Below are 19192 nucleotides of genomic sequence, written 5' to 3'. Positions count from 1 at the left end.
TGATTTGAAATCAAATTTACAAGGAAAGAAACAGTGAAACAATCTGTTGCTGATTTTAGCAAAAGTTTATGAAGGAACTTCAGGTAAACCGGAACTGCTGGATTATTTTCAAAAGAAAAATTGAAAATGAAAGCTGTAGGATTTAAAAAATCACTTCCCATAGAGGAAGAGAATTCGTTTATAGAATTTGAAACTGAGCAACCCAGACCAGAACCAAAAGATATCCTGGTACGCATTCAGGCTGTTTCCGTAAACCCGGTAGATTATAAAATTCGGCAAAGTGCCGCAAAAGAAGCACTGGATACCCCGAAGATCATTGGTTGGGATGCCGCCGGGATTGTAGAGGATGTTGGAGCTGAAGTCACCATGTTTCAGAAGGGTGACGAAGTTTGGTATAGCGGCGACCTAACCCGCCCGGGTTGTAATGCCGAATATCAGGTAGTTGATGAACGTCTAGTTTCCCTTAAACCTAAAAACCTGAACTGGCAGGAAGCCGCTGCAATGCCTCTAACCACTCTTACGGCCTGGGAATGTATTTTTGACCGAATGCACATTTCCAGGGATTCCGGTGAGGACAAGAATATTTTAATTATTGGCGGCGCCGGTGGGGTTGGATCTATCGCCATCCAGCTGTTGAAAAAACTGACCAAACTGGAGGTCATCGCTACTGCTTCCAGAAAAGAAACAGCCGACTGGTGCAAAGAAATTGGGGCCGACAAAGTTGTAAACCATTATGAGCTGGATAAGGAACTACCGGAAGAAAACAGTATTGATTATATCCTCAATTTCGCCGATACTTCCGGCCACTGGGAAAACATGGCCCGGCTTATCGCGCCAGAGGGAGCCATAAGCTGTGTCGTTAATACCACCAAAAAGGTTGATCTTAATTTACTCAAAAATAAAAGTGTTAGTTTTCATTGGGAATTGATGTTTACCAGGCCAAAGTTCCAAACTTCTTCTAGGATCAGGCAACATGAAATTCTGGATGAAACCAGAAAACTCTTTGAATCTGGACAATTGAAAACGACCCTGGAAAAACATTTTGAAGGTCTCAAAGCTGAAACTTTTAAAGAAGTGCATAAACTTCAGGAAAGTGGGGAATCGATCGGGAAAAATGTGATCGTATTTTAAGAGCAAGGCTTCCAAAAGGGAGCCTTAATCTTTTACAGGCACCATATAAACCGGAACCTTGGTTTTTTCCAAAACGTGGGAGGCGGTAGTTCCCATCAAAACCTTTTCCAGTACAGAGTGACTATGGGTTCCCATGACAATAAGGTCAGCCTGCCATTCTTCAGCATAGTCTAAGAGAGCCGAAGCCGTATTTCCTTCTGCCAGGTGTGTGGTGACCGCAGGATCATTCAGGTGGTCGGCCGCGGTTTTTAAAAAATCTTCAGCGACTTTTCGAAGCTGGGAACTGATCTCGATATCAACCTGCATTTCATTGTAGCCTTCATACCCCATGAACGCAGGATAATTCATGCCGTAATAATGAACTTCAGCCAAAACGTGAACAAGGCAAATTTGAGCGTCCATGGTTTTTGCCAGTTCATAACCTTGTTGCACCACAATTTCGGAATGTGGATTATAGTCAACGGCTATCAGTACTTTTTTCATGATTCCTGTTTTCTAAACTTACTTAAAGATAGTTAATAAATGGCATTTTCATCACGAATTCTGAAGCTAATTCAGCAATTATAGCGGTCTGAAATTTAGTGGGTTGAGCTGTTTTTTATACGATTTTTGCAGTATCTTTATAAGACAAACCAATAAAATCAACGCCGTATGAAAACTACTCGAGAAGCGGCACGTGAGGCCAGTCATGATGCGCTTGTTCATGACCTAAAGGAATTGCTTGAGCGCAATTATGATGCGGAAAAAGGCTATAAAAAAGCCATGGAACACACCTCCAACGATCATTTGAAAAGATTTCTGAAAAACCAGGCCGCCAGGAGAAATCATTTTGCTACTGAAATTGATAACAAACTACACGCGCTGAATGAACATCACATCAGCGATGGAGGCTCGGTCCTCGGAAATTTACACCGGTTCTGGCTCGAATTCAGAAGCTCATTAAGCAAACATGATGATGAATCACTTCTAGAAGAATGTATCAGGGGCGAAAAATCCAGTGTCCGCATTTATGAGAAAAAGCTGAAAGATCATACGTTTCCGACTGATATTAGGCTGATGCTGGAAAAGCAACTGGAAACCATTCGAAATGTGCTGAAAGAAGTAAAAATTTTAGAGGATCTGGAAGACTGATCCGTTTTAATTTTTAACCACAATTAACTGGGCTTTGGCACCGGTAAGGAGATTCCATTCCTTTTTTGCAAGCTGTTCCCCTTTTTCACTCAGTACTCGTAGTTCAGCAGTGTTAGGACCAGAGGTTCCCTGGTTCAAGGCTACAAACTCGATGCTGTTAAAACCATCCTGTAGATGGACTAGTACAGGCGTAAATCCGCCCTGTAAAGGCATATTTTCGTTTACCACCTGCCCGTTCACGATGATCTTCACGCGATCACCGTCTACGTATTCATGATCCCGACAGTAAACTTCTACGAATTTACCATTGGTGATCACGTTACCAAGATTTTGATCGTTGCGATATTCCTCTTTGGCAGCCTTGTCTTTAGACCATCGTTGCTTGACAGCATCTGCTTCTGTCATCAAATTATTTGGGTTCTCCCGAAGATCTATCGCCTTGGGTTTGTCTTTTAAAAACTGACTCTCGGTTTCGGTCTCTTCTCTTCTGAAAATGGGAAAACCGCTGGAGGTTTCTTCAGCTTTAATGACCTTACCAGAGTTGCTGGTAGTTGGAAGCTCCTGAGCCTGTAGAAAGCTCAAACCGGCCGCCGATATAAATAGGTATAGGAATAGTATTCTTCGCATGATTTACAATTTACGAGCAATTCATGAATATCAAAAATATCGCCAAAAATACTATTCCTGATTAAATTCCTTTTTATTCCTGCGGAAAATCAGGGTTTGCCATGACTTCCTCTATTTGCATGGTGTGCCTGGCGGTATGTCCTGCAAGGAATAGTACTAATTGGTGCGCATCTACAACGGCGAATGGAAATTCAAAAGTATGCGCATACATATCAGCTTCAGTATTTTCCAGGTAAGCCGTGATTTCCTCTCGTTGCATTTCAAAAGCTTCGATCGCCTCCTCCAATGATGCGTAGGCATTAGATGGTTCCAGATTTGCCGCCGCTTTAGCTTTTTGTTCACGATTGGTAATCATCCCAATTAAAGCTTCGTCATCCATACTCACCTCAGCTTCTTCGTCGCTTTCAGAATCTAAAGTTTGTTGCAGTAATTGGAACAATTCAGCTTCGGTTTTATTGATATGCTCCATACATTCCGCAATAGACCAGGTGTTCGCATCTGGTTTGAACTGAAATTGTGCCTGGCTAAGCCCTTCTACTGTTTCTTCGAGGTGACCAGAGGTTTCCTCAAGGTATTCCATTACGTCTTTCGGTGGGTTGTTGTCCAGTGAAAATACCGGTGCCAGCAACAAAGCTACAGTAATTAATAGATGTTTCATGTTTTTGTGAGTTTAGTGGATAGTTTTCTGTTTCGATCAAACTAACAAACATTTATCGAGCTGGTTGTTAGATGGTTGACCTTACTAAATATACTTTAAATTTTACAGATAATTTTATTGTTCTATTATCAAAATCATTTTCAGAAGCCTCAAAAAATAAGATTCTGTTGGAATATGCTTATTTTTAGGTTCCAAAACTGAATTCATGCAGGTACATCACCTTACTAAAACTGATTCTATTGCCGGGAAATTCGTGGCACAGCTACGAGATATTTCCATCCAGAACGATCGACTTCGCTTCCGTAGAAATATCGAAAGACTGGGAGAGATATTGGGTTATGAACTGAGTAAAACACTTTCTTTTTCAGAAAAACAAATCCAAACGCCATTAGGAAAATCCATACAATTTCTGCCAGATGACGAGATCGTGATTTGTTCCATTCTAAGAGCCGGCCTACCATTACACCAGGGTTTGCTGAATTATTTTGATGATGCCGAGAATTCTTTTATTTCAGCTTATCGTCACCATCCTAACAATGATGAACAATTTGAAATTCTGGTGGAATACCTGGCTTCACCCTCACTGGAAGGTAAAACATTGATCCTGGCAGATCCCATGCTGGCTACCGGCCGATCTTTCGTGAATGTATATAAGGCTCTGCAGAAAATGGGTACACCGGAAACCATTCATCTGGTATCCATCATAGGTTCAGAGGAAGGAATTGAGTACCTGGAAAAAGAACTACCCGAAAAAACACAACTCTGGATCGCTGCGGTAGACGGAAAGCTGGATAAGAACGGTTATATCGTTCCCGGTCTTGGCGATGCGGGTGATCTATGCTTCGGAAATAAATTGCAGCACTAGAAAGGATAACCAATCCCGAAATTCAGCACCGGTCTTCCAAAATCAAAGACCCATTCCGGGCCGTTTGGCAAATTGGGATCATGGAAAGGAAAGGCCAGGTCTACACGGATTACAAAATTCTGTATATCCACTCGAAGCCCTGCTCCACCACCAATTCCCAGTTCATTTATAAAATTAGAACTGAAAGCGCCTCTTGGCGGATCGGTTTCTGAAGTTCTGGAAGCCTTTGCAACCTTTGGTGTATTCCAGACGTTCCCGGCATCGATGAAAAAAGCACCATTCAGGTAGGTGATCAGCGGGAAACGATATTCGGCATTTGCTTCCAGCCTGATGTTTCCGCTTTGATCAAAATAGCCGACTGTGCTGGAAGCCGGATCATTGGCATCTGCTTGCTGCGGGTAATATGTTCCCGGCCCAAGTGACCTGATTCGGAAGGCGCGAACGCTATATGGACCACCGGAAAAATATTGCTTGCTGAAAGGCAACACTTCAGAATTACCATAAGGAATGCCAATTCCCGCGAATAATCTCGTGGCGATCACATGATTATTTGGCAATCTGAAATGGTAATGCCAATCCCCGTCAATTTTGGCGTATTGTGCATATTCCAGCCCAAACACTTCCTTATTTCCCGATGGAGCTTCTTTTCCCAACAAACTCACAGTATTTCCTGCGACGTCCAGATTGGAATTAAAAAAGAAGGCATGTTTTTTATTGGTATCGATCAATCCATTATAGATAAAACTGTACGTAAGCCCGGAAATAAATTCCTGGTCAAAACTGCTTCGGAGAAAGGGATTTTCTTCCAGAATTTTATCAAATTCCGGCGAAGTATTGGTCAAACTAACATAATTCAGGCTGATAGGTGTAAGCTCATGCGATACGTATTTATTAGCATTCCAGAACCAGCCAAAACTTGCTGAAACAGATCCTAATGTAAAAAGTTTACTCCGGTTCAGTAAATCACCCGCGAGGCTGATCTTCGTTCGCGGAATATCATATTTGAAAAAATTGTTATTGACCTCTATCGGAAAAATGAGCCTGGGTATGATCAGATCATTCTTTAGTCCAAGCTGTAAACTACTCAAGCGCTCTCCGGAAGAAACCTGGAACTCGTATCCCACATTTGCGGAAATATTGAGGCTTTCTCCGCCTTTAAATAAGTTTCGGTTGGCAAACGTTACCGCCAGATGCGGCCCGGTAAAACTGTTTGATTTTGTTACTGCCTGTAATTCTGCACGAATCGCACGTTTCTTAAGAGGGCTCAAATAGATATTTGCCTGAAGCAGGCCAATACTGTCAGTAGCCAGTGTATCGATCTCTTCGTATTCAATATTCACAAATTTGTAGGAACCTATGGAACCAAGTCGGCGACTGGTATTCCGGGAAATTTCAGGATCGTAATAATCGCCGGTTTCGATAAGAATATAAGGATCCAGTCTTTCCGGTTTGAAAAATATATTCTCCTGAAAATAATTCTTGTTCTTATATCTTTTGAAATTTCTGGTGATCGAATCTTCGTCGATATTATAATTCGCGTACACATTCACATTTGAAATCTCATAAGGGATAATAGATTTCGCCGGAACATTTTTCTTGAGTTTCAAATAAAGGTCAAAACGCTTCGTGTCATATTGGTTAGTATCTGCCTCGAACAGTAGAAAGCCCGGGTTAAAATTATAATAACCGCTTTGCTTGAGATCTGCATCAATTCGTTCCCTTTCTGCTTTGAGATCGGGCAGGTCAAACCGCATACCCTTTTCCAGGAGTGAATTATCCATTTTTCTTTTGATTTCCGTATAAACCAGCATCGTGTCCGTATCGAGCTGGTAAGTTTCCATTGTATATGGTTCCGGAACTCTTAGTTTAAAGGATGCCATTCCAGTTTTAGCCTTCGCATTTATGGCGGTATCTGAAGAAACCCTGCTGTAAAAGAATCCGCGGTTTTCGAGACGATTTAGTAATAGATCTTCGGTATTGGTCAAATCTACTTCAGAAATATAGACGGGTTCCTCTCCAAAATTTTTATTCAGGAATTTATTGATAAAACCGGGTTTTTCGCGGTTCGCTTTATAATAGAAATACACACCGGGATAGCCACCCAGGATCTTCGAATTGGGCTGCGGACGGAGTACATTTTCCAGTTCTGCTTTCAACTGAGGTTCATCCTTGATGGTGGTATCAGCTTCGATTTCAATATCCGCGCCCGTGTAGAGATATTCATCTTCAGGAATAAATTTTTTCACGCTGCAGGAATACAGCGCGATAAAGATGATACATATCCAAACGATCGAACTAATTCTCTTCATCCCGGGTAGCTTTATCATTATTGGAAGCAGCCTCGGCCTCCTGCTCTTTTTTATTTTCCTGTTGCTTGTTAGCCTCTTCCACCACGGCCTTCTCAAAAAGCTCCTTGAATTTGTTGAATTCTTTAGTGAAGATGAGTGATATTCCGCTTACGATAAGCTGCCCGTCTATCACATTTTCAAACTGATTTCTTCGGAAACCTTTGATTCTCCAAACTCCCTGTTCATCTAAAAGATACGCAATACTTACGGTCCCGATCAGTGGACTCGATTCCTGGCCGGGTGTATTGCCACCCTGAATGTCCACCTCACTCCCAACCTGCACCACCAGGCGATCTTCCATAAAGGCTTTTTGGGCATTAATATTCAGTTGTGTGCGGTCTTCCGGCGTTTCTCCCTGGTAATCAGTAAAACTGTCTACATCAAAATTGAGCTGCACACCACTATCCCCCAGAATTCGGCTGGAGAGCATGTTCAACTGGTCAGAAAGGGCATTATTCAGGTTGTCTCGAGCCACTGCAAGGGTTCCTCCCTCAGCACCACTGCTGGATGACGGAAAAAAGCGATTGAGGACCAGTAAAGAAAATACCTGTTTATTCAGTTCCGCTTCCTGGTTGTTCAATTGCTGGATCTGGCCGTAAATTTGCCCGCCGCCGGCTCCCTGTTCATCCTGTGGCATATCGAGGCTGAACGTGATCTTTGGTTCGGTAAGTTCGCCATCCACGTTCAGGTATACCAGGAACGGATAATCATTTTTAAAAGAACCCTGTTCCTGTGGGGCCATTCCGCTGATCCTGGTAGCCATTAAAGAAGATGCAGAGGTCTCTACCCGATAGATCGCCCGAACGTCCATTTTGGCATCAAAAGGATCACCAGACCACGAAACACGGCTGCCATCAGCTATATCGAATCGTCTTTTCACCAGATTATAAAGGCTCATTTCGTAGAAACCATCATTGATGTCATAAACCCCACTTAGCGACATTCGGCCGTTGGGATACATATTGTAAATAAGATCGCCTTCTCCCTGGACCTGGAACTTATCGCCAGTACTTTCATTCAGGATCACGCGGAAGACGGCATCCTCGTCAACCCTGACACGGGTATAAATATCGTAGCCTGAAACCACGTAAGACTCTTCCTCGGTTTGAGTGAGAATATCATCCGGGTTTTCTTTATTGACGAAAATGACTACCCCATCACGATCCTTGATCTGCATTTCAGTTTCAGGGATCACATACGTAAAATCAGTATTTTCATTAATGGTAAGATCGGCATTGACGATAGGCAGGTTGAGGTCTCCGGTGATCTTGGCATCCACATCAACGATTGCTTTTCCGTAGAAAAGGTCATTATCTTCTTCCGTTGAATTCAGCAGCTGAAAATTTTTGGCCTGCAGATCTAAATTGAAACCGGGATTCAACAGGCTTTCCGTTATAATTTCACCATTCAGCACAAAGGCATTGCCATTCGAATCCTGAATATTGAAATTGTCAAAATAGGCACCGTTCGTATCAATTCTTAGGGTTTCATTCGGAAGGTTGAATTCTGAATTGAGCATGGCCACATTAAAACTAGCCTGGTTGAATTGCAGGTTTCCAGAGTATTCCGGTTCTACCACTGTTCCCTTGAGTTTGATATTTCCTGAGAAACTACCACTTCCGTCCTTAACGGCTCCGAGTGTAAAACCTTTTAAGGCCTGCATCTGAAACTCATTAATATCCAGGTTCATATCCAGTTCAGCCGAAGGTTCTGCCGCCACGTATGCCCCGGTAAGGTCCAGGTCAACAGCACCGCCTTTCAGCATCATTTCGAAATCGTAATTATTGAACCCGGCAGAATTGCCTTTTAGGGACAAGGTGTTCAGGTCTACTTCCATCACGCGAAACTGATTGATTTGCATATCTGCCAGTAAACCGGTTTCACCAAATGGTTCTTCCAGTACCACTTCCCCATTCAGGTTTCCTTGGGCGAGCTGGTTTTCAGGATTCAAATAGTTGAGCAGAGCGGCCAGTTTGAAATTGTTGAAAGCCAGTTTCAGTGATTCTTTGTCACTCTCCGGAGCATTGTTGCTCACCATCATTTCCTGGCCATTCCTAAAAAGCCTGAAATCCTGGAAGTGCAGGTAACCGGTGTCGTAACTAATGAGGTTGTTATCTGCAATATTCCAGGGATTTTTGTTGAGTATGAGACGGTTTGGTTCTACGTGGAATTTGAGCGTGTCACCCTGAAAATTCAGTTCCGAATTCACGTGGGCCAGAGTGTCATTTTCATACATAGAGCTGAACTCAAGCTGTAATTTTCTGTTCACTACACCCCCGTCTAGTTGCGTTCTTTTAATCGCTAAAGGTCCGGCCGTGAGTGCCTTGAAACCAAAATCAAAATTCAGGTCAGTATTATCTGAAAGCATTTCCAGTTTCAGGGAATCGATCTGGCTGCCCATATATTTGACGGACGGCAGATCAACAAAGGCATCCAGTTCCCGGTCTTTTTCCCGAAAATCGACATCTATATTCACCGTATCCAGTTCTTCCAGGTTTGGAATAAAAACTTTGTTCAATATTGGGGCTTCGCTGATCCTGGCGTTCAGTTTCAGGTTTACCGGGTTGATGATCGAATCTTCCTGGTAATTTTCGGTAACATATCGCTTAAAATGCCTATTAATAGCCTGCGTAAAGGCAATTGGGCTGGCATTCGATTGCAGGTCAAGATTCAGGATTCGGTTTTTGATATTGACCGCTGTGGTATCTTCGGTCACGAAAGCATGTGATTCAAAACTTCCGAGGAGATAGGTTTTATTGTTATAAACCGCAACCCCATCAATAATATCAGCTTCTACTTCATACTGGCTGGCATTCCCCTCATACCAGCCTTCGAGGGTAAAGCCGGTTTTGATCGTTTGTTGTGTAATGCCCAAAGCGCCGAGATCAGCCCCGTCAAGATAGATCGTAAAGTCCATTCTTGGTGAAACCGAATCAAGACTGACCGTAGTCTGTGCCTCCATATCGAGGTTGGCATCCTGGTAGATCAGGTTCACAGGGCCTTTGCCATTTTCCAGTTTCCCGTTTATGTCGATGTTTTCAAACTGATAACCATTATAGGTGAACGAACTGATGCGGGAATTAAGATCAGCGTTGAGATTCTCTACGTTATTACCACTACCCGTTGCTTTGATCGTGATATCCATATTGCCCAGAGCCTCGTTTTGGAGCAGTTTGCCAAGAGCGATACTATCGCCCTGTATCGTGGCATCAAAAGCCAGTTTTTCTCCGGAAGTAAATGTTCCGTCAATTGCTACGGAACCTTCGGAAGTCACCAAATTACTCGTTGTGGAAATATCTGTGGTGTTTCCACGGAAACTTCCCTGCAAACGCATATTTTCCGGAAGGCTGATTCCCAGATCAGATTCCTTTACAAAATGGAGCAGATCGGTTCTGCGCGTTCTGAAATCTACTTTCGGAAAATTAAATGCCAGTCGGTCAGGATCGGTCGCATTCAAAAGGTTTCCCGAGCCGTTGATCCTTGTATTTCTCCAGTTAAGGTTTACCGGATTCACGGAAAGATTGTCCAGTTTTCCGTTGATGCGAATAGCACCGGAAACCGGGGCCGAAGCCACAGCTCTGAAATATTCATTATTTCGAAGATCGGGTTGAAAACGATAAATTTCACGAAGCTGTAAGCGAATATTGGAAAGATTGGCCTGCAGGGAAGCGGTCTCTGGTTTATTGATTAGGTCGTTGATATCGGCAAACTGGAGTTGTGCATTTCCGGCAAGTCGGTTAGAATTGATCGCTGCCGTGAGATCCTGGAGTTTCATTTCCGTATTGCTCAGAAGGGCCTCAAATTGTAATTCCTGAACGGCTAATCCAGAAGCTTCCCGAAGATGCAGTTTCTGAACGTTCAGCTGTGCCTGCCCCCTTTCATAAGCGATTTGGTTGGAACTGAAATCCAGGCTATCAATTACTATATAGTTCGGATTGAATTCCGCGGAAGCTGTGGCGTCATCTACCACATAGCCAAAATAATTGTTTTCGAGATTGGTTTCAGAAATGTCAATTTTCCAACCAGCCCATTCAAAATTGGTGTTTTCAGGAGTACTTTGTGTGGTGGCTGAAGGTGATTTCATCTCCAGATCGATCGCGGAATTTTTAAGATCGATACTGGAAATACCAATAATACTATCTTTCAAATTGAAGTCGGCATCAGCAACTGAAAAATCATTGATATTGATTCCTGCCTGGATCGTATCTCCTACCGAGGCGTATTGAGCCTTGACGCGTTGAAGTTTCAGGTTTTCGACTCCCAAAATTGGCAAGGGTGTTTCCTCTTCATTGGAACTGGGAACATTTCTGGTCTGGTAAAAAGCAACATTGGCATCACTCAATAGCACTTCTTTCAAGCGGAAATTCATCTGGTCCAGATCGGTTTCCAGAAAAGAGGCCTGTAATTGCTTGAAATTCGCCTTTGTGTCAATACCGGTCACTTCATCCCGATAGCTGAGATCGATATCCTGAAGGTTGAAGTCTCCCAGATCGATCTTCATGGGTGAAGCGGTAGTATCGGCGGGTGTACTGCTGGCGGTGGTATCGCTGGCTGCCATGGCTTCCAGTAAAAATTCATAATTGAACCCGGAAATGGAATCTTCCCGGTAAATCCTGGCCTTGGCATTTTTCCATTCCAAACTGTTCAGGCTAAAAGAATTGCCTTTGATGATTGGTAAAAACGGGATATCGGCATTCAAACTTTCGGAATAAATAAGCGTATCGCCTTTCTGATCTTCTACATAGAGGTTGTCTACCTGTATATCTCCATTGAATTGCACGAATATGCGATCCAATCGAATCTCAGTCCCTGTTTTTTTGGAAATGGAGTTAATGAATTTGTCTTTAATGATATTCTGTCCCCACGGGCTGCGAATGAAAAGGATGACCAGCAATAAGAAAATGAGAATTCCCAGGATGATCTTTCCCAGAATTTTCAGAATCTTAAAAACGGTCTTTTTAGTATTTGCCAATCGGAAAGGGGGTTAAATCTCAAAGTTATTGCATCGCGGCCATAAAGGGAAAACATAAAACTCTAATTTATTCTAAACTTCTGTTAAAACTTAGGCTTCCGAAGACGGTAACTTCAGAAAGAATTGGGAAATAGAAAAGGCCGATTTGTGGAAAATGTTAACGAAGTGTGGAGATATTTCCACACAAATTTTAACATTTCTCAGATCAGATTTTCATGCTTTGACCAAATTATCTTCCACGATTAAATTCTCAAAATAGTTTCTAGTCCTTGATATTCATTGGTTTATCTGGTGTTCCCAATGGTTTTGAAACTCCTGAATACCATTCTGTGATTCCTGGAATTTTTCAAGTGGCATTATTGTAGCTTTTCATAAACCGTCTAAATAACGACCTAAAAATTATTTTTATGAAAAAAGCAATAACTGTATCAGTTTTGGCAGCAACCATGCTGGCATCTTGTGTTTCTAAGAAAAAGTATGTAGCTCTGGAAAGTGAGCTTAATGATACTAAAAGTACGCTTCAGAAAACAAGAGTTGAAAAAGAAGAAATCGAAGGAAAATACGCTGCAATCGAAGCCCGTGTGGCCGATTACAATGCGAAAATCAATTCTCTTAGAGAAGAGAACGATGGTATGATGGAAATGAACGATCTTACTGTGATGTCTAAAAATCACAAGGATAAGATGAGAGCTACCATCGCCAAAATGGATCCTGAAAAGGTGAAAGATGCGAAAACCCTGGAAGATTCTATCAATCTTGCCGTGTCTTACAACCTGAAACAAAACATTACTGAAGGCGGTGATGACGAGGATATCGACATCAAAGTGGACGAAACAGTAGTGATGATCAACGTTTCTGACAAACTGTTATTTGGAAGCGGAAGTTACAGAGTGACTCAAAAGGCACAACCACTTTTGAAAAAACTTGCTGAAGTGATCAATAGTGAACCTGCGATGGAAGTGATGATCGAAGGTCATACTGATGACAGAACAATGGTAAAAGACTCTTATTTGAAAGATAACTGGGATCTGAGTGTACGTCGTGCCACTTCAATCGTAAGATTGCTACAGGATAAATATGATGTGGATCCTTCAAAATTGATCGCAGCAGGACGTAGCAGCTACCAGCCTCTAGTGGAAAATACTTCTAAAGAGAATATGGCTAAGAACAGAAGAACCAGAATCGTGATCATTCCAAATCTGGATAAGTTCTTTGCGATGATGGAATCTGAAGATAACGTGGCTACTGTAAGTCAGTAATTAAAAATTTATATAGAGATCTAGAGAATAATTGGTGAAATGATATTCTTTAGCGTAAAAAAGTGAAGCTTCGGCTTCACTTTTTTTTATATCAGTATCCAAATGATCCAGGATGCGCCAAGGCCTGCGAATGCTATGATCGTGGTCATGAGCGTCCAGCTTTGGAAGGTTTGTTTTTCTGACAGCCCCAAATATTTTCCAACAAGCCAGAACCCACTATCGTTTACATGGGAAAATCCAGTAGCTCCGGAAGCGATTGCAATGACGATCAAAGCAATTTCAGGAGCTGAGAGATTTGCCGAAGCCAAAACCGGCGCGGTAATGCCAGCCGAAGTGATCATGGCAACCGTAGCCGAACCCTGTAGAATCCGAACCAATGCGGCGATCACAAACCCAAAAATTAATGGGTTTAAGACGCTATTTTCCAACGCTGAAGCCATCATATCTCCTGCCCCGGTTTCAATCAACACCTGTTTAAAAGCGCCACCAGCGCCGGTAAGTAAAATAATAACGCCCGCCGCTTCAAAAGATTTGGTGCCTATTTTCTGCAAGAATTCTTTAGACATACCTCTTTTAACACCAATGAAATACCAGGCCAACAGATTTGCTACGATCAGCGCGGTAAACGGGTGCCCCAACAATACAATAACTTCAGATAAACCTGATTCTTCGGGGAGATCAAAAATCAATTCGCTGGTTAAAAGTGTATTCAGAACGATCAAAAAAATTGGAACCGCAATAATGGCCAATATTAAAGCAGGGCTTGGCGCATCTTCCAACGGACTTTCAGATTCTGAAAAATGAATCGGTTCGATCGTGATTTTGGAAGCGATGAACCGGGCAAATACCGGACCTCCAAGTATGGACGCAGGAACACCTGCCAGTATTCCGAAGATGATCACCCAACCAAGATCTGCTCCAAGTATTTCTGCCACCGCGATTGGTCCAGGTGTGGGTGGGATAAAGGCATGGGTGATCGCAAGACCGGCTAAAAGTGGAAGTGCATATAACAAGAGGGATTTTTTGGTAGTTCTGCTCAGGGCATACGTGATTGGCACTAGAATGATAAATGCCACGTCAAAGAAAACGGGAATGGCTACTAAAAAGCCTGTGAAAACCATGGCCCAGGAAGCGTTCTCCTGTCCGGTTTTTTTCAGCAGGTAATCAGCCAGGCGTTTGGCGCCCCCAGATTGTTCCAGGATTCCGCCAAAAAGTGCTCCAAGTCCCACCACCGTTGCCACAAAACCCAGCGTACTGCCCATCCCCTCTTTCATGGTTTCCAGGATAATGTTTACCGGCATTCCGGAAAGTAACCCCACCACGATGCAAACGACGAGTAAGGATAGAAACGCCTGGATCTTAAGGCGCAGGATTAGGAATAGAAGCAGTGCTATACCGGCAATGACTGCGGAAATGATATGGTAATCCATATTTAAGATTTTGACCAGTTGGTGTGGTGAAATTCGCCTCGTTTTCCATCTGTTCGCTCATACGTATGCGCACCAAAATAATCTCTTTGTGCCTGGATCATGTTGGCAGAAGTGGTTGCGGAGGTCAGATTCCAGAAATAATTCAGTGCCGCGGAAGCTACCGGGAGTGGGTTTTCTGCTTCAACGGACTTTCCAACTACGAATGCCAGGGAAGATTTGTTTGTTTCGATCATTTCGCGGAAAGCTTCTAGAGACAATACGTGTTGTCCTGCTGAATCTTTCAGAAGTTCTGATAATTGCTGCATAAGTCCCGATTTGATAATGCAGCCATTTGTCCAGATTCGGGCTATTTCTGAAAAGTTAAGCTGCCAGTTATATTCCGAAGAAGCGGCGCGTAGGAGCTCAAAGCCAGTTGCATGATTGATGAGCGAAGCCAGTTTATAAGCTTTGAACAATTCTTCTTCTGAAATTTCGAGAAAATGTTCCGTATGTTTAAAAATTTCAGCAAATGTTAAGCGCAATTCTTTTTCAGCAGAAATATTTCGGGCCATTACGGCCGTGGTTATCGTATCAAATGGTACTCCCAGGTTCAAAGCTGCAATACTGGACCAGCTTCCGGTACCTTTTTGTCCCGCGGCATCCAGAATTTTATCCAGTAAAAGCTCGTTCTTTTCTTGGAATCGCAGGATTTCCACTGAAATACTTAAAAGATAACTTTTCATGTCTTTATTCCAGTCAAGGAAGAGGTCAGCGATCTGTTCGGGCTGGTAATGCAGGCGAAAACGTAACAACTGGTAAAATTCGGCAATCAGTTGCATCTCTCCGTATTCAATACCATTGTGTAGCATTTTCACGAAATGGCCGGAAGCCCCTGGGCCGATATAAGTGCAACAGGGATTTTCCTGGTGATCTTTCGCAGCGATCGCTTCCAGGACATTTCCAACTCGATCATAGGCTTTTCGATCTCCACCCGGCATGATCGATGGCCCTTTCAGCGCGCCTTCTTCACCCCCGCTCACGCCGGTTCCTAAGAACAGGATTTCTTTTTCCTTTAATTTTTTGGCTCTGCGTTGAGTATCGGTATAATGAGAGTTTCCACCATCAATAATCAGATCGCCTTTGTCCAGATGTGGAATGAGTTGCTGGATCACACTATCAACCGCTTTCCCGGCATTGACCATGAGGAAGATATTTCTTGGTTTCGGAAGGGACTTTACAAAAACCTGCAGGTCGTCAAACCAGGGAATTTGATGATCTGGATGAGAATTGGCGAAATCCCGCGCCACTCCTTCTTCGCTTCCCTGAACTTCGCGGTTATAAACTGCGATCGGGATTTGTTTGGATGCCATGTTCAGAGCCAGGCTTTTACCCATAACACCAAGGCCGATCAATCCAATCTCTGGTAATTCTAATTTTTTCATGATTTTATGCATAGTTTTTTCCGCAGTATCATCCACTCGTATGTGCAGGCCGTATTTTGGTGGTTCCAAAGTCTCAAACTGGGAATTCAGGAGGGCTGCTTTAAAATAATGACCGCTTCGCTGCTCTAATCGGTGGGAAATTGTTTCAAAAGATTCATATAAATAGATCCAGGTAATGGAGACTCCACTTTGCTTCAAATGCTGGCGGTATTTTTCTTTTAAAGCCGAACAGGCCAACACCGCACCACCCGAATCTTCCCAGGACTGCATGGCATTTTTGATATTTTCGAGCCAGCTTTCCCGATCTTCATCGTTCAACGGAAAACCCTTACTCATTTTCTGAATATTCTTTTCTGAATGAAAATCATCCGCATCGTAAAATGGAGTTTGAAGATGCTTCGCAAGTGATTTTCCCAGAGTGGTTTTTCCCACTCCTGAAACACCCATCAAAATATATATAGACATGAAACCTGAAATTTTAGACTTTCTGAAATTAGCAATATTGTGCTAATTCTTTTCTCCTAAGAAGATTTATTTCGGTATTCAGGCACTGCTTATAAACGAAATCAACGATGATAAGTTTGCATTATTGGTCCTATTTTGCACCGTTTTATTTGTAGGAATACCATAATTAAAATCATTTAAAATGCTGTATTTCAATAACTTGTAATTTCAACATATCTTAACAATAAATTGTTAAAAACACCTTGTTTTTTAGAAGCTATATATTTCAGTAAAATTTATAAAATGCACTTTATCGAATAATTGTGTATTTTATAGATATATTTAAATTATTCTGCTATTTTTCAATTTGAAATTTTCCCAGTGCGCTATTACCTGTTTATCATATCACTCCTTTCTTTTCATATTACTGGGTTTTCTCAGTCATCAGCTACTGCAAGGTTTACAGCAAGTATACAGATTATTGAGCCAATCGAAATTAAAACGCTTTCTAATATGAACTTTGCCAGTATTGATGCGGGCAAGGGCGGAACTGTTACACTAAGCCCGGAAAATTTGCGTTCTGCTACTGGTGAGATCCAGTTAGAGGAATCTGCTGGACAGACCCCCGCGATATTTGAAATTAAAGGCCAGAGCCAATATTCCTACCAGGTTGCCCTTCCACAACAGGCCTATCTTATCGCACCGAATGCCGAACCTATTCTGATAAAGGATTTTGTGGCCTTGAACGATCATCAAACTTTTAATTCCAACGCGCAACTGATCAGGCTTGGCGCAAGCCTTGAAATCTCTGAAGGTCAGTCTCCAGGCCAATACCGGTCAGCCGCTCCCATAGAGATTACGGTTTCTTATAATTAAAGTAAGTTTTTTCTGATTAAGATATTTTAGAATCTGACAAGGATTTTATTTAAAATCTTTAACAGAATGACTGTGAAATTTGCCTCTTAACGATTTTTCAGTACGGGTGAACGAAAATATTTGGCGGTTAAGCGAAATTAAAGAAATCTTTAGCCTCCAAATCAAATCTACTATACATGAAAAAAATTACTTTATTGGCTGGTTTACTTTTTACCGCTATCGGATTTTCACAGTCTTCAGCTGAAGGAAGTGCTACAGTGAACGCTGAAATCGTAGAACCTATCAGTATCACCTCTTCTGGAACTTTAGATTTTGGGGAAATTGCCCAGGATGCTTCCGCGGGAGATGTAACCCTCACTGCAACAAACTCGGTTTCTTATACTAACAGCAATATGGAAGTGGCCGGGACTACCACCACTGTTCCAACTTTTTCCGTAAGTGTTCCTTCCGGTTTGACTTACGCCGTGAGCATTCCAGACGTGACGCTTACCAGTGGCACAAATAATATGACATTAACCGACTTTACAACAAGTTTACCTGCCAGTACAGGAGCTAGCGCTTCTTCCTTCACTGTGGGTGGAACTTTGAAGGTTGGAGCAACTCAGGCAACCGGATCTTACACGGGTGACGTAAAAGTAACCGTTAGTTACGAATAGTACATCTCGACTTTTTAGGGTATTTTACCTGAAAACGTATGATTCGAAAACTGATATTTCTAAACATTCTCTTTCTGTTACCATTTGCCGGTTTGATGGCACAAAATGCTTCATCGGCCAGGGTAAACAGTACAGCGACCATCGTAGAACCCATTGAGATCATCAAAAATGTAGACCTGCATTTTGGGAATGTGATTAGTGGGTATAGCGCCGGAACAGTAGTACTGGCGCCAGATGGAAGTCGCACCGCGGTTGGCGTGGAACTTTCCGCTGCTAATCCTGGGGAGGTAAGCGCCGCGGAAGCGATCGTTTACCATGGAGATTACAGTTATTCCATTACCTTTCCCGATAATTTCAGGTTGTTTAATGAGAATAATCCCAATCAGTTTTTAATGATCGATCAATTCCAGGTGTCGCCTGTCGCTCAGGAATCTGGTAGTGATATTCTGAAAATCGGGGCGACGCTGAACCTGCAGGCCAATCAGTTACCCGGTTTTTACACCAACGCTACAGGATTCAATATTACTGTGACCTACAACTAGTTAAAATTATTTGTTATGCGGAATTCCCCAAAATTTCTGCTTTTTCTTCTACTGTTTTCCTTTCTGAAAATCACTGCACAAGGTGACCTCATGGTGATGCCGAAACGCGTGATTTTCGACGGAAATGACCGTTCCAAAGAAGTGAATATCGCCAACACCGGTACTGATACCGCAACCTACGCCATTTCTTTTATTCAGTATAAAATGGCTGAAGACGGCAATTTCATTCAAATTGAAGAGCCGGAAGAAGGCCAGCGTTTTACCAGCGATTATTTAAGGTATTATCCTAGAAGAGTAAGTCTGGCTCCAAATGAAGCGCAAACCATCCGGTTACAGCTGTCTAAAACCGGAGAGATGACAGAAGGTGAATACCGTTCGCATCTTTATTTCAGGGCTGTAGAAAAGCAAACAGCACTTGCAAAAGAGGATCTTCAGAAGGAAGAAGACGGGATTTCCATAAATATCCGCACTGTTTTCGGGATCAGCATCCCGGTGATCGTACGCCGAGGCTCAACTGCTGCGGAAGTGGAATTGAAGAATCTCCAGCTGAAAGTCGAGGAATCACCACTTTTATCGCTCGATATTTTCCGAAGTGGCAATCAGTCGGTTTATGGAAATTTTACGGTCACCTATAAAGCAAAAGGCCAACCAGAGGTGGTAATCGGCAAAGTCAATGGAATTTCAGTTTACACGCCGAACGAAAAGCGGCATTTTATCTTCCCGTTACAGACGGTTGAAAATATTGATTTTACCAAAGGTTCGATTGAAGTGCACTATGAAGATCCAAAGGCGAAAGCTTCAGCTACAGCAACCCTGGAACTGAATTAACGGT

15 protein-coding genes are annotated in these 19192 nt (G+C 42.6%); 8 read left to right on the top strand and 7 right to left on the bottom strand.

Annotated elements, in window-relative coordinates; genetic code table 11:
* The first annotated feature begins 126 nt into the window (after positions 1 to 126).
* A complete protein-coding gene (locus GRFL_RS16075; RefSeq protein WP_083645569.1) occupies positions 127 to 1131 on the top strand; it encodes a zinc-binding alcohol dehydrogenase family protein in 1005 nt (334 codons plus the stop codon).
* 24 nt (positions 1132 to 1155) lie between these two features.
* Here GRFL_RS16075 and GRFL_RS16070 read toward each other — a convergent pair whose 3' ends face one another.
* Positions 1156 to 1614, bottom strand: a complete 459-nt coding sequence (locus tag GRFL_RS16070) for a universal stress protein (protein ID WP_083645568.1) — start codon at positions 1612 to 1614, stop codon at positions 1156 to 1158.
* A gap of 168 nt (positions 1615 to 1782) precedes the next feature.
* On the opposite strand from GRFL_RS16070, the gene GRFL_RS16065 reads away from it, so the two are divergent.
* Positions 1783 to 2262: a ferritin-like domain-containing protein gene (locus GRFL_RS16065; RefSeq protein ID WP_083645567.1), complete on the top strand. Its 480-nt coding sequence runs from the start codon at positions 1783 to 1785 to the stop codon at positions 2260 to 2262.
* Between the two features lie 6 nt (positions 2263 to 2268).
* Here the strand turns inward: GRFL_RS16065 and GRFL_RS16060 are convergent, their stop codons facing one another.
* A complete protein-coding gene (locus tag GRFL_RS16060) occupies positions 2269 to 2889 on the bottom strand; it encodes a hypothetical protein (protein ID WP_083645566.1) in 621 nt (206 codons plus the stop codon).
* A gap of 73 nt (positions 2890 to 2962) precedes the next feature.
* Positions 2963 to 3547, bottom strand: coding sequence for a DinB family protein (locus GRFL_RS16055; protein ID WP_083645565.1), 585 nt, complete (start codon positions 3545 to 3547; stop codon positions 2963 to 2965).
* A gap of 205 nt (positions 3548 to 3752) precedes the next feature.
* Here GRFL_RS16055 and upp point away from each other — a divergent pair, with 205 nt between their 5' ends.
* The gene (upp, locus tag GRFL_RS16050) at positions 3753 to 4412 is read left to right on the top strand and encodes a uracil phosphoribosyltransferase (protein WP_083645564.1); all 660 of its coding nucleotides are present in this window, start codon (positions 3753 to 3755) and stop codon (positions 4410 to 4412) included.
* Here the strand turns inward: upp and tamL are convergent.
* Both tamL and GRFL_RS16040 read right to left on the bottom strand, forming a co-directional pair.
* Positions 4409 to 6721 (bottom strand): translocation and assembly module lipoprotein TamL, encoded by a 2313-nt coding sequence (gene tamL, locus GRFL_RS16045; protein ID WP_083645563.1) that lies wholly within the window; start codon positions 6719 to 6721, stop codon positions 4409 to 4411. The genes upp and tamL overlap by 4 nt on opposite strands.
* Positions 6708 to 11732, bottom strand: coding sequence for a translocation/assembly module TamB domain-containing protein (locus GRFL_RS16040; protein ID WP_083645562.1), 5025 nt, complete (start codon positions 11730 to 11732; stop codon positions 6708 to 6710). The genes tamL and GRFL_RS16040 overlap by 14 nt, the downstream gene beginning before the upstream one ends.
* Before the next feature lie 407 nt (positions 11733 to 12139).
* Here GRFL_RS16040 and GRFL_RS16035 point away from each other — a divergent pair, with 407 nt between their 5' ends.
* Complete coding sequence (locus GRFL_RS16035; protein ID WP_083645561.1) at positions 12140 to 12991, top strand: OmpA/MotB family protein; 852 nt, start codon at positions 12140 to 12142, stop codon at positions 12989 to 12991.
* Between the two features lie 86 nt (positions 12992 to 13077).
* Here GRFL_RS16035 and GRFL_RS16030 read toward each other — a convergent pair whose 3' ends face one another.
* Together GRFL_RS16030 and gndA are read right to left on the bottom strand one after the other, a co-directional pair.
* Positions 13078 to 14421: a GntP family permease gene (locus GRFL_RS16030; protein WP_083645560.1), complete on the bottom strand. Its 1344-nt coding sequence runs from the start codon at positions 14419 to 14421 to the stop codon at positions 13078 to 13080.
* Between the two features lie 2 nt (positions 14422 to 14423).
* Positions 14424 to 16307: an NADP-dependent phosphogluconate dehydrogenase gene (gene gndA, locus GRFL_RS16025; RefSeq protein WP_083645559.1), complete on the bottom strand. Its 1884-nt coding sequence runs from the start codon at positions 16305 to 16307 to the stop codon at positions 14424 to 14426.
* A 360-nt stretch (positions 16308 to 16667) separates the two neighbouring features.
* Between gndA and GRFL_RS16020 the strand changes: the two genes are divergently transcribed.
* The 4 genes from GRFL_RS16020 to GRFL_RS16005 all read left to right on the top strand — a co-directional run bounded on the left by GRFL_RS16020 (position 16668) and on the right by GRFL_RS16005 (position 19188).
* Positions 16668 to 17162 (top strand): DUF4402 domain-containing protein, encoded by a 495-nt coding sequence (locus tag GRFL_RS16020; protein ID WP_086047657.1) that lies wholly within the window; start codon positions 16668 to 16670, stop codon positions 17160 to 17162.
* Positions 17163 to 17338: 176 nt separating this feature from the next.
* Positions 17339 to 17818: a DUF4402 domain-containing protein gene (locus tag GRFL_RS16015; RefSeq protein ID WP_083645557.1), complete on the top strand. Its 480-nt coding sequence runs from the start codon at positions 17339 to 17341 to the stop codon at positions 17816 to 17818.
* A 38-nt stretch (positions 17819 to 17856) separates the two neighbouring features.
* Positions 17857 to 18360: a DUF4402 domain-containing protein gene (locus GRFL_RS16010; protein ID WP_083645556.1), complete on the top strand. Its 504-nt coding sequence runs from the start codon at positions 17857 to 17859 to the stop codon at positions 18358 to 18360.
* 15 nt (positions 18361 to 18375) lie between these two features.
* A complete protein-coding gene (locus tag GRFL_RS16005; protein WP_083645555.1) occupies positions 18376 to 19188 on the top strand; it encodes a fimbrial biogenesis chaperone in 813 nt (270 codons plus the stop codon).
* Positions 19189 to 19192: the final 4 nt, after the last annotated feature.

Origin of the sequence: Christiangramia flava JLT2011 (assembly GCF_001951155.1) — a bacterium.
GTDB classification, from domain to species: Bacteria; Bacteroidota; Bacteroidia; order Flavobacteriales; family Flavobacteriaceae; genus Christiangramia; species Christiangramia flava.
This window is presented reverse-complemented; position numbering and strand designations above follow the sequence as displayed.

What these genes read in the sequence shown, in the direction of transcription:
- GRFL_RS16030 (WP_083645560.1), bottom strand. Translation starts at nt 14,421, where the DNA reads ATGGATTACCATATCATTTCCGCAGTCATTGCCGGTATAGCACTGCTT.
- GRFL_RS16035 (WP_083645561.1), top strand. Translation starts at nt 12,140, where the DNA reads ATGAAAAAAGCAATAACTGTATCAGTTTTGGCAGCAACCATGCTGGCA.
- gndA (WP_083645559.1), bottom strand. Translation starts at nt 16,307, where the DNA reads ATGTCTATATATATTTTGATGGGTGTTTCAGGAGTGGGAAAAACCACT.
- GRFL_RS16005 (WP_083645555.1), top strand. Translation starts at nt 18,376, where the DNA reads ATGCGGAATTCCCCAAAATTTCTGCTTTTTCTTCTACTGTTTTCCTTT.
- upp (WP_083645564.1), top strand. Translation starts at nt 3,753, where the DNA reads ATGCAGGTACATCACCTTACTAAAACTGATTCTATTGCCGGGAAATTC.
- tamL (WP_083645563.1), bottom strand. Translation starts at nt 6,721, where the DNA reads ATGAAGAGAATTAGTTCGATCGTTTGGATATGTATCATCTTTATCGCG.
- GRFL_RS16015 (WP_083645557.1), top strand. Translation starts at nt 17,339, where the DNA reads ATGAAAAAAATTACTTTATTGGCTGGTTTACTTTTTACCGCTATCGGA.
- GRFL_RS16010 (WP_083645556.1), top strand. Translation starts at nt 17,857, where the DNA reads ATGATTCGAAAACTGATATTTCTAAACATTCTCTTTCTGTTACCATTT.
- GRFL_RS16065 (WP_083645567.1), top strand. Translation starts at nt 1,783, where the DNA reads ATGAAAACTACTCGAGAAGCGGCACGTGAGGCCAGTCATGATGCGCTT.
- GRFL_RS16075 (WP_083645569.1), top strand. Translation starts at nt 127, where the DNA reads ATGAAAGCTGTAGGATTTAAAAAATCACTTCCCATAGAGGAAGAGAAT.
- GRFL_RS16055 (WP_083645565.1), bottom strand. Translation starts at nt 3,547, where the DNA reads ATGAAACATCTATTAATTACTGTAGCTTTGTTGCTGGCACCGGTATTT.
- GRFL_RS16070 (WP_083645568.1), bottom strand. Translation starts at nt 1,614, where the DNA reads ATGAAAAAAGTACTGATAGCCGTTGACTATAATCCACATTCCGAAATT.
- GRFL_RS16060 (WP_083645566.1), bottom strand. Translation starts at nt 2,889, where the DNA reads ATGCGAAGAATACTATTCCTATACCTATTTATATCGGCGGCCGGTTTG.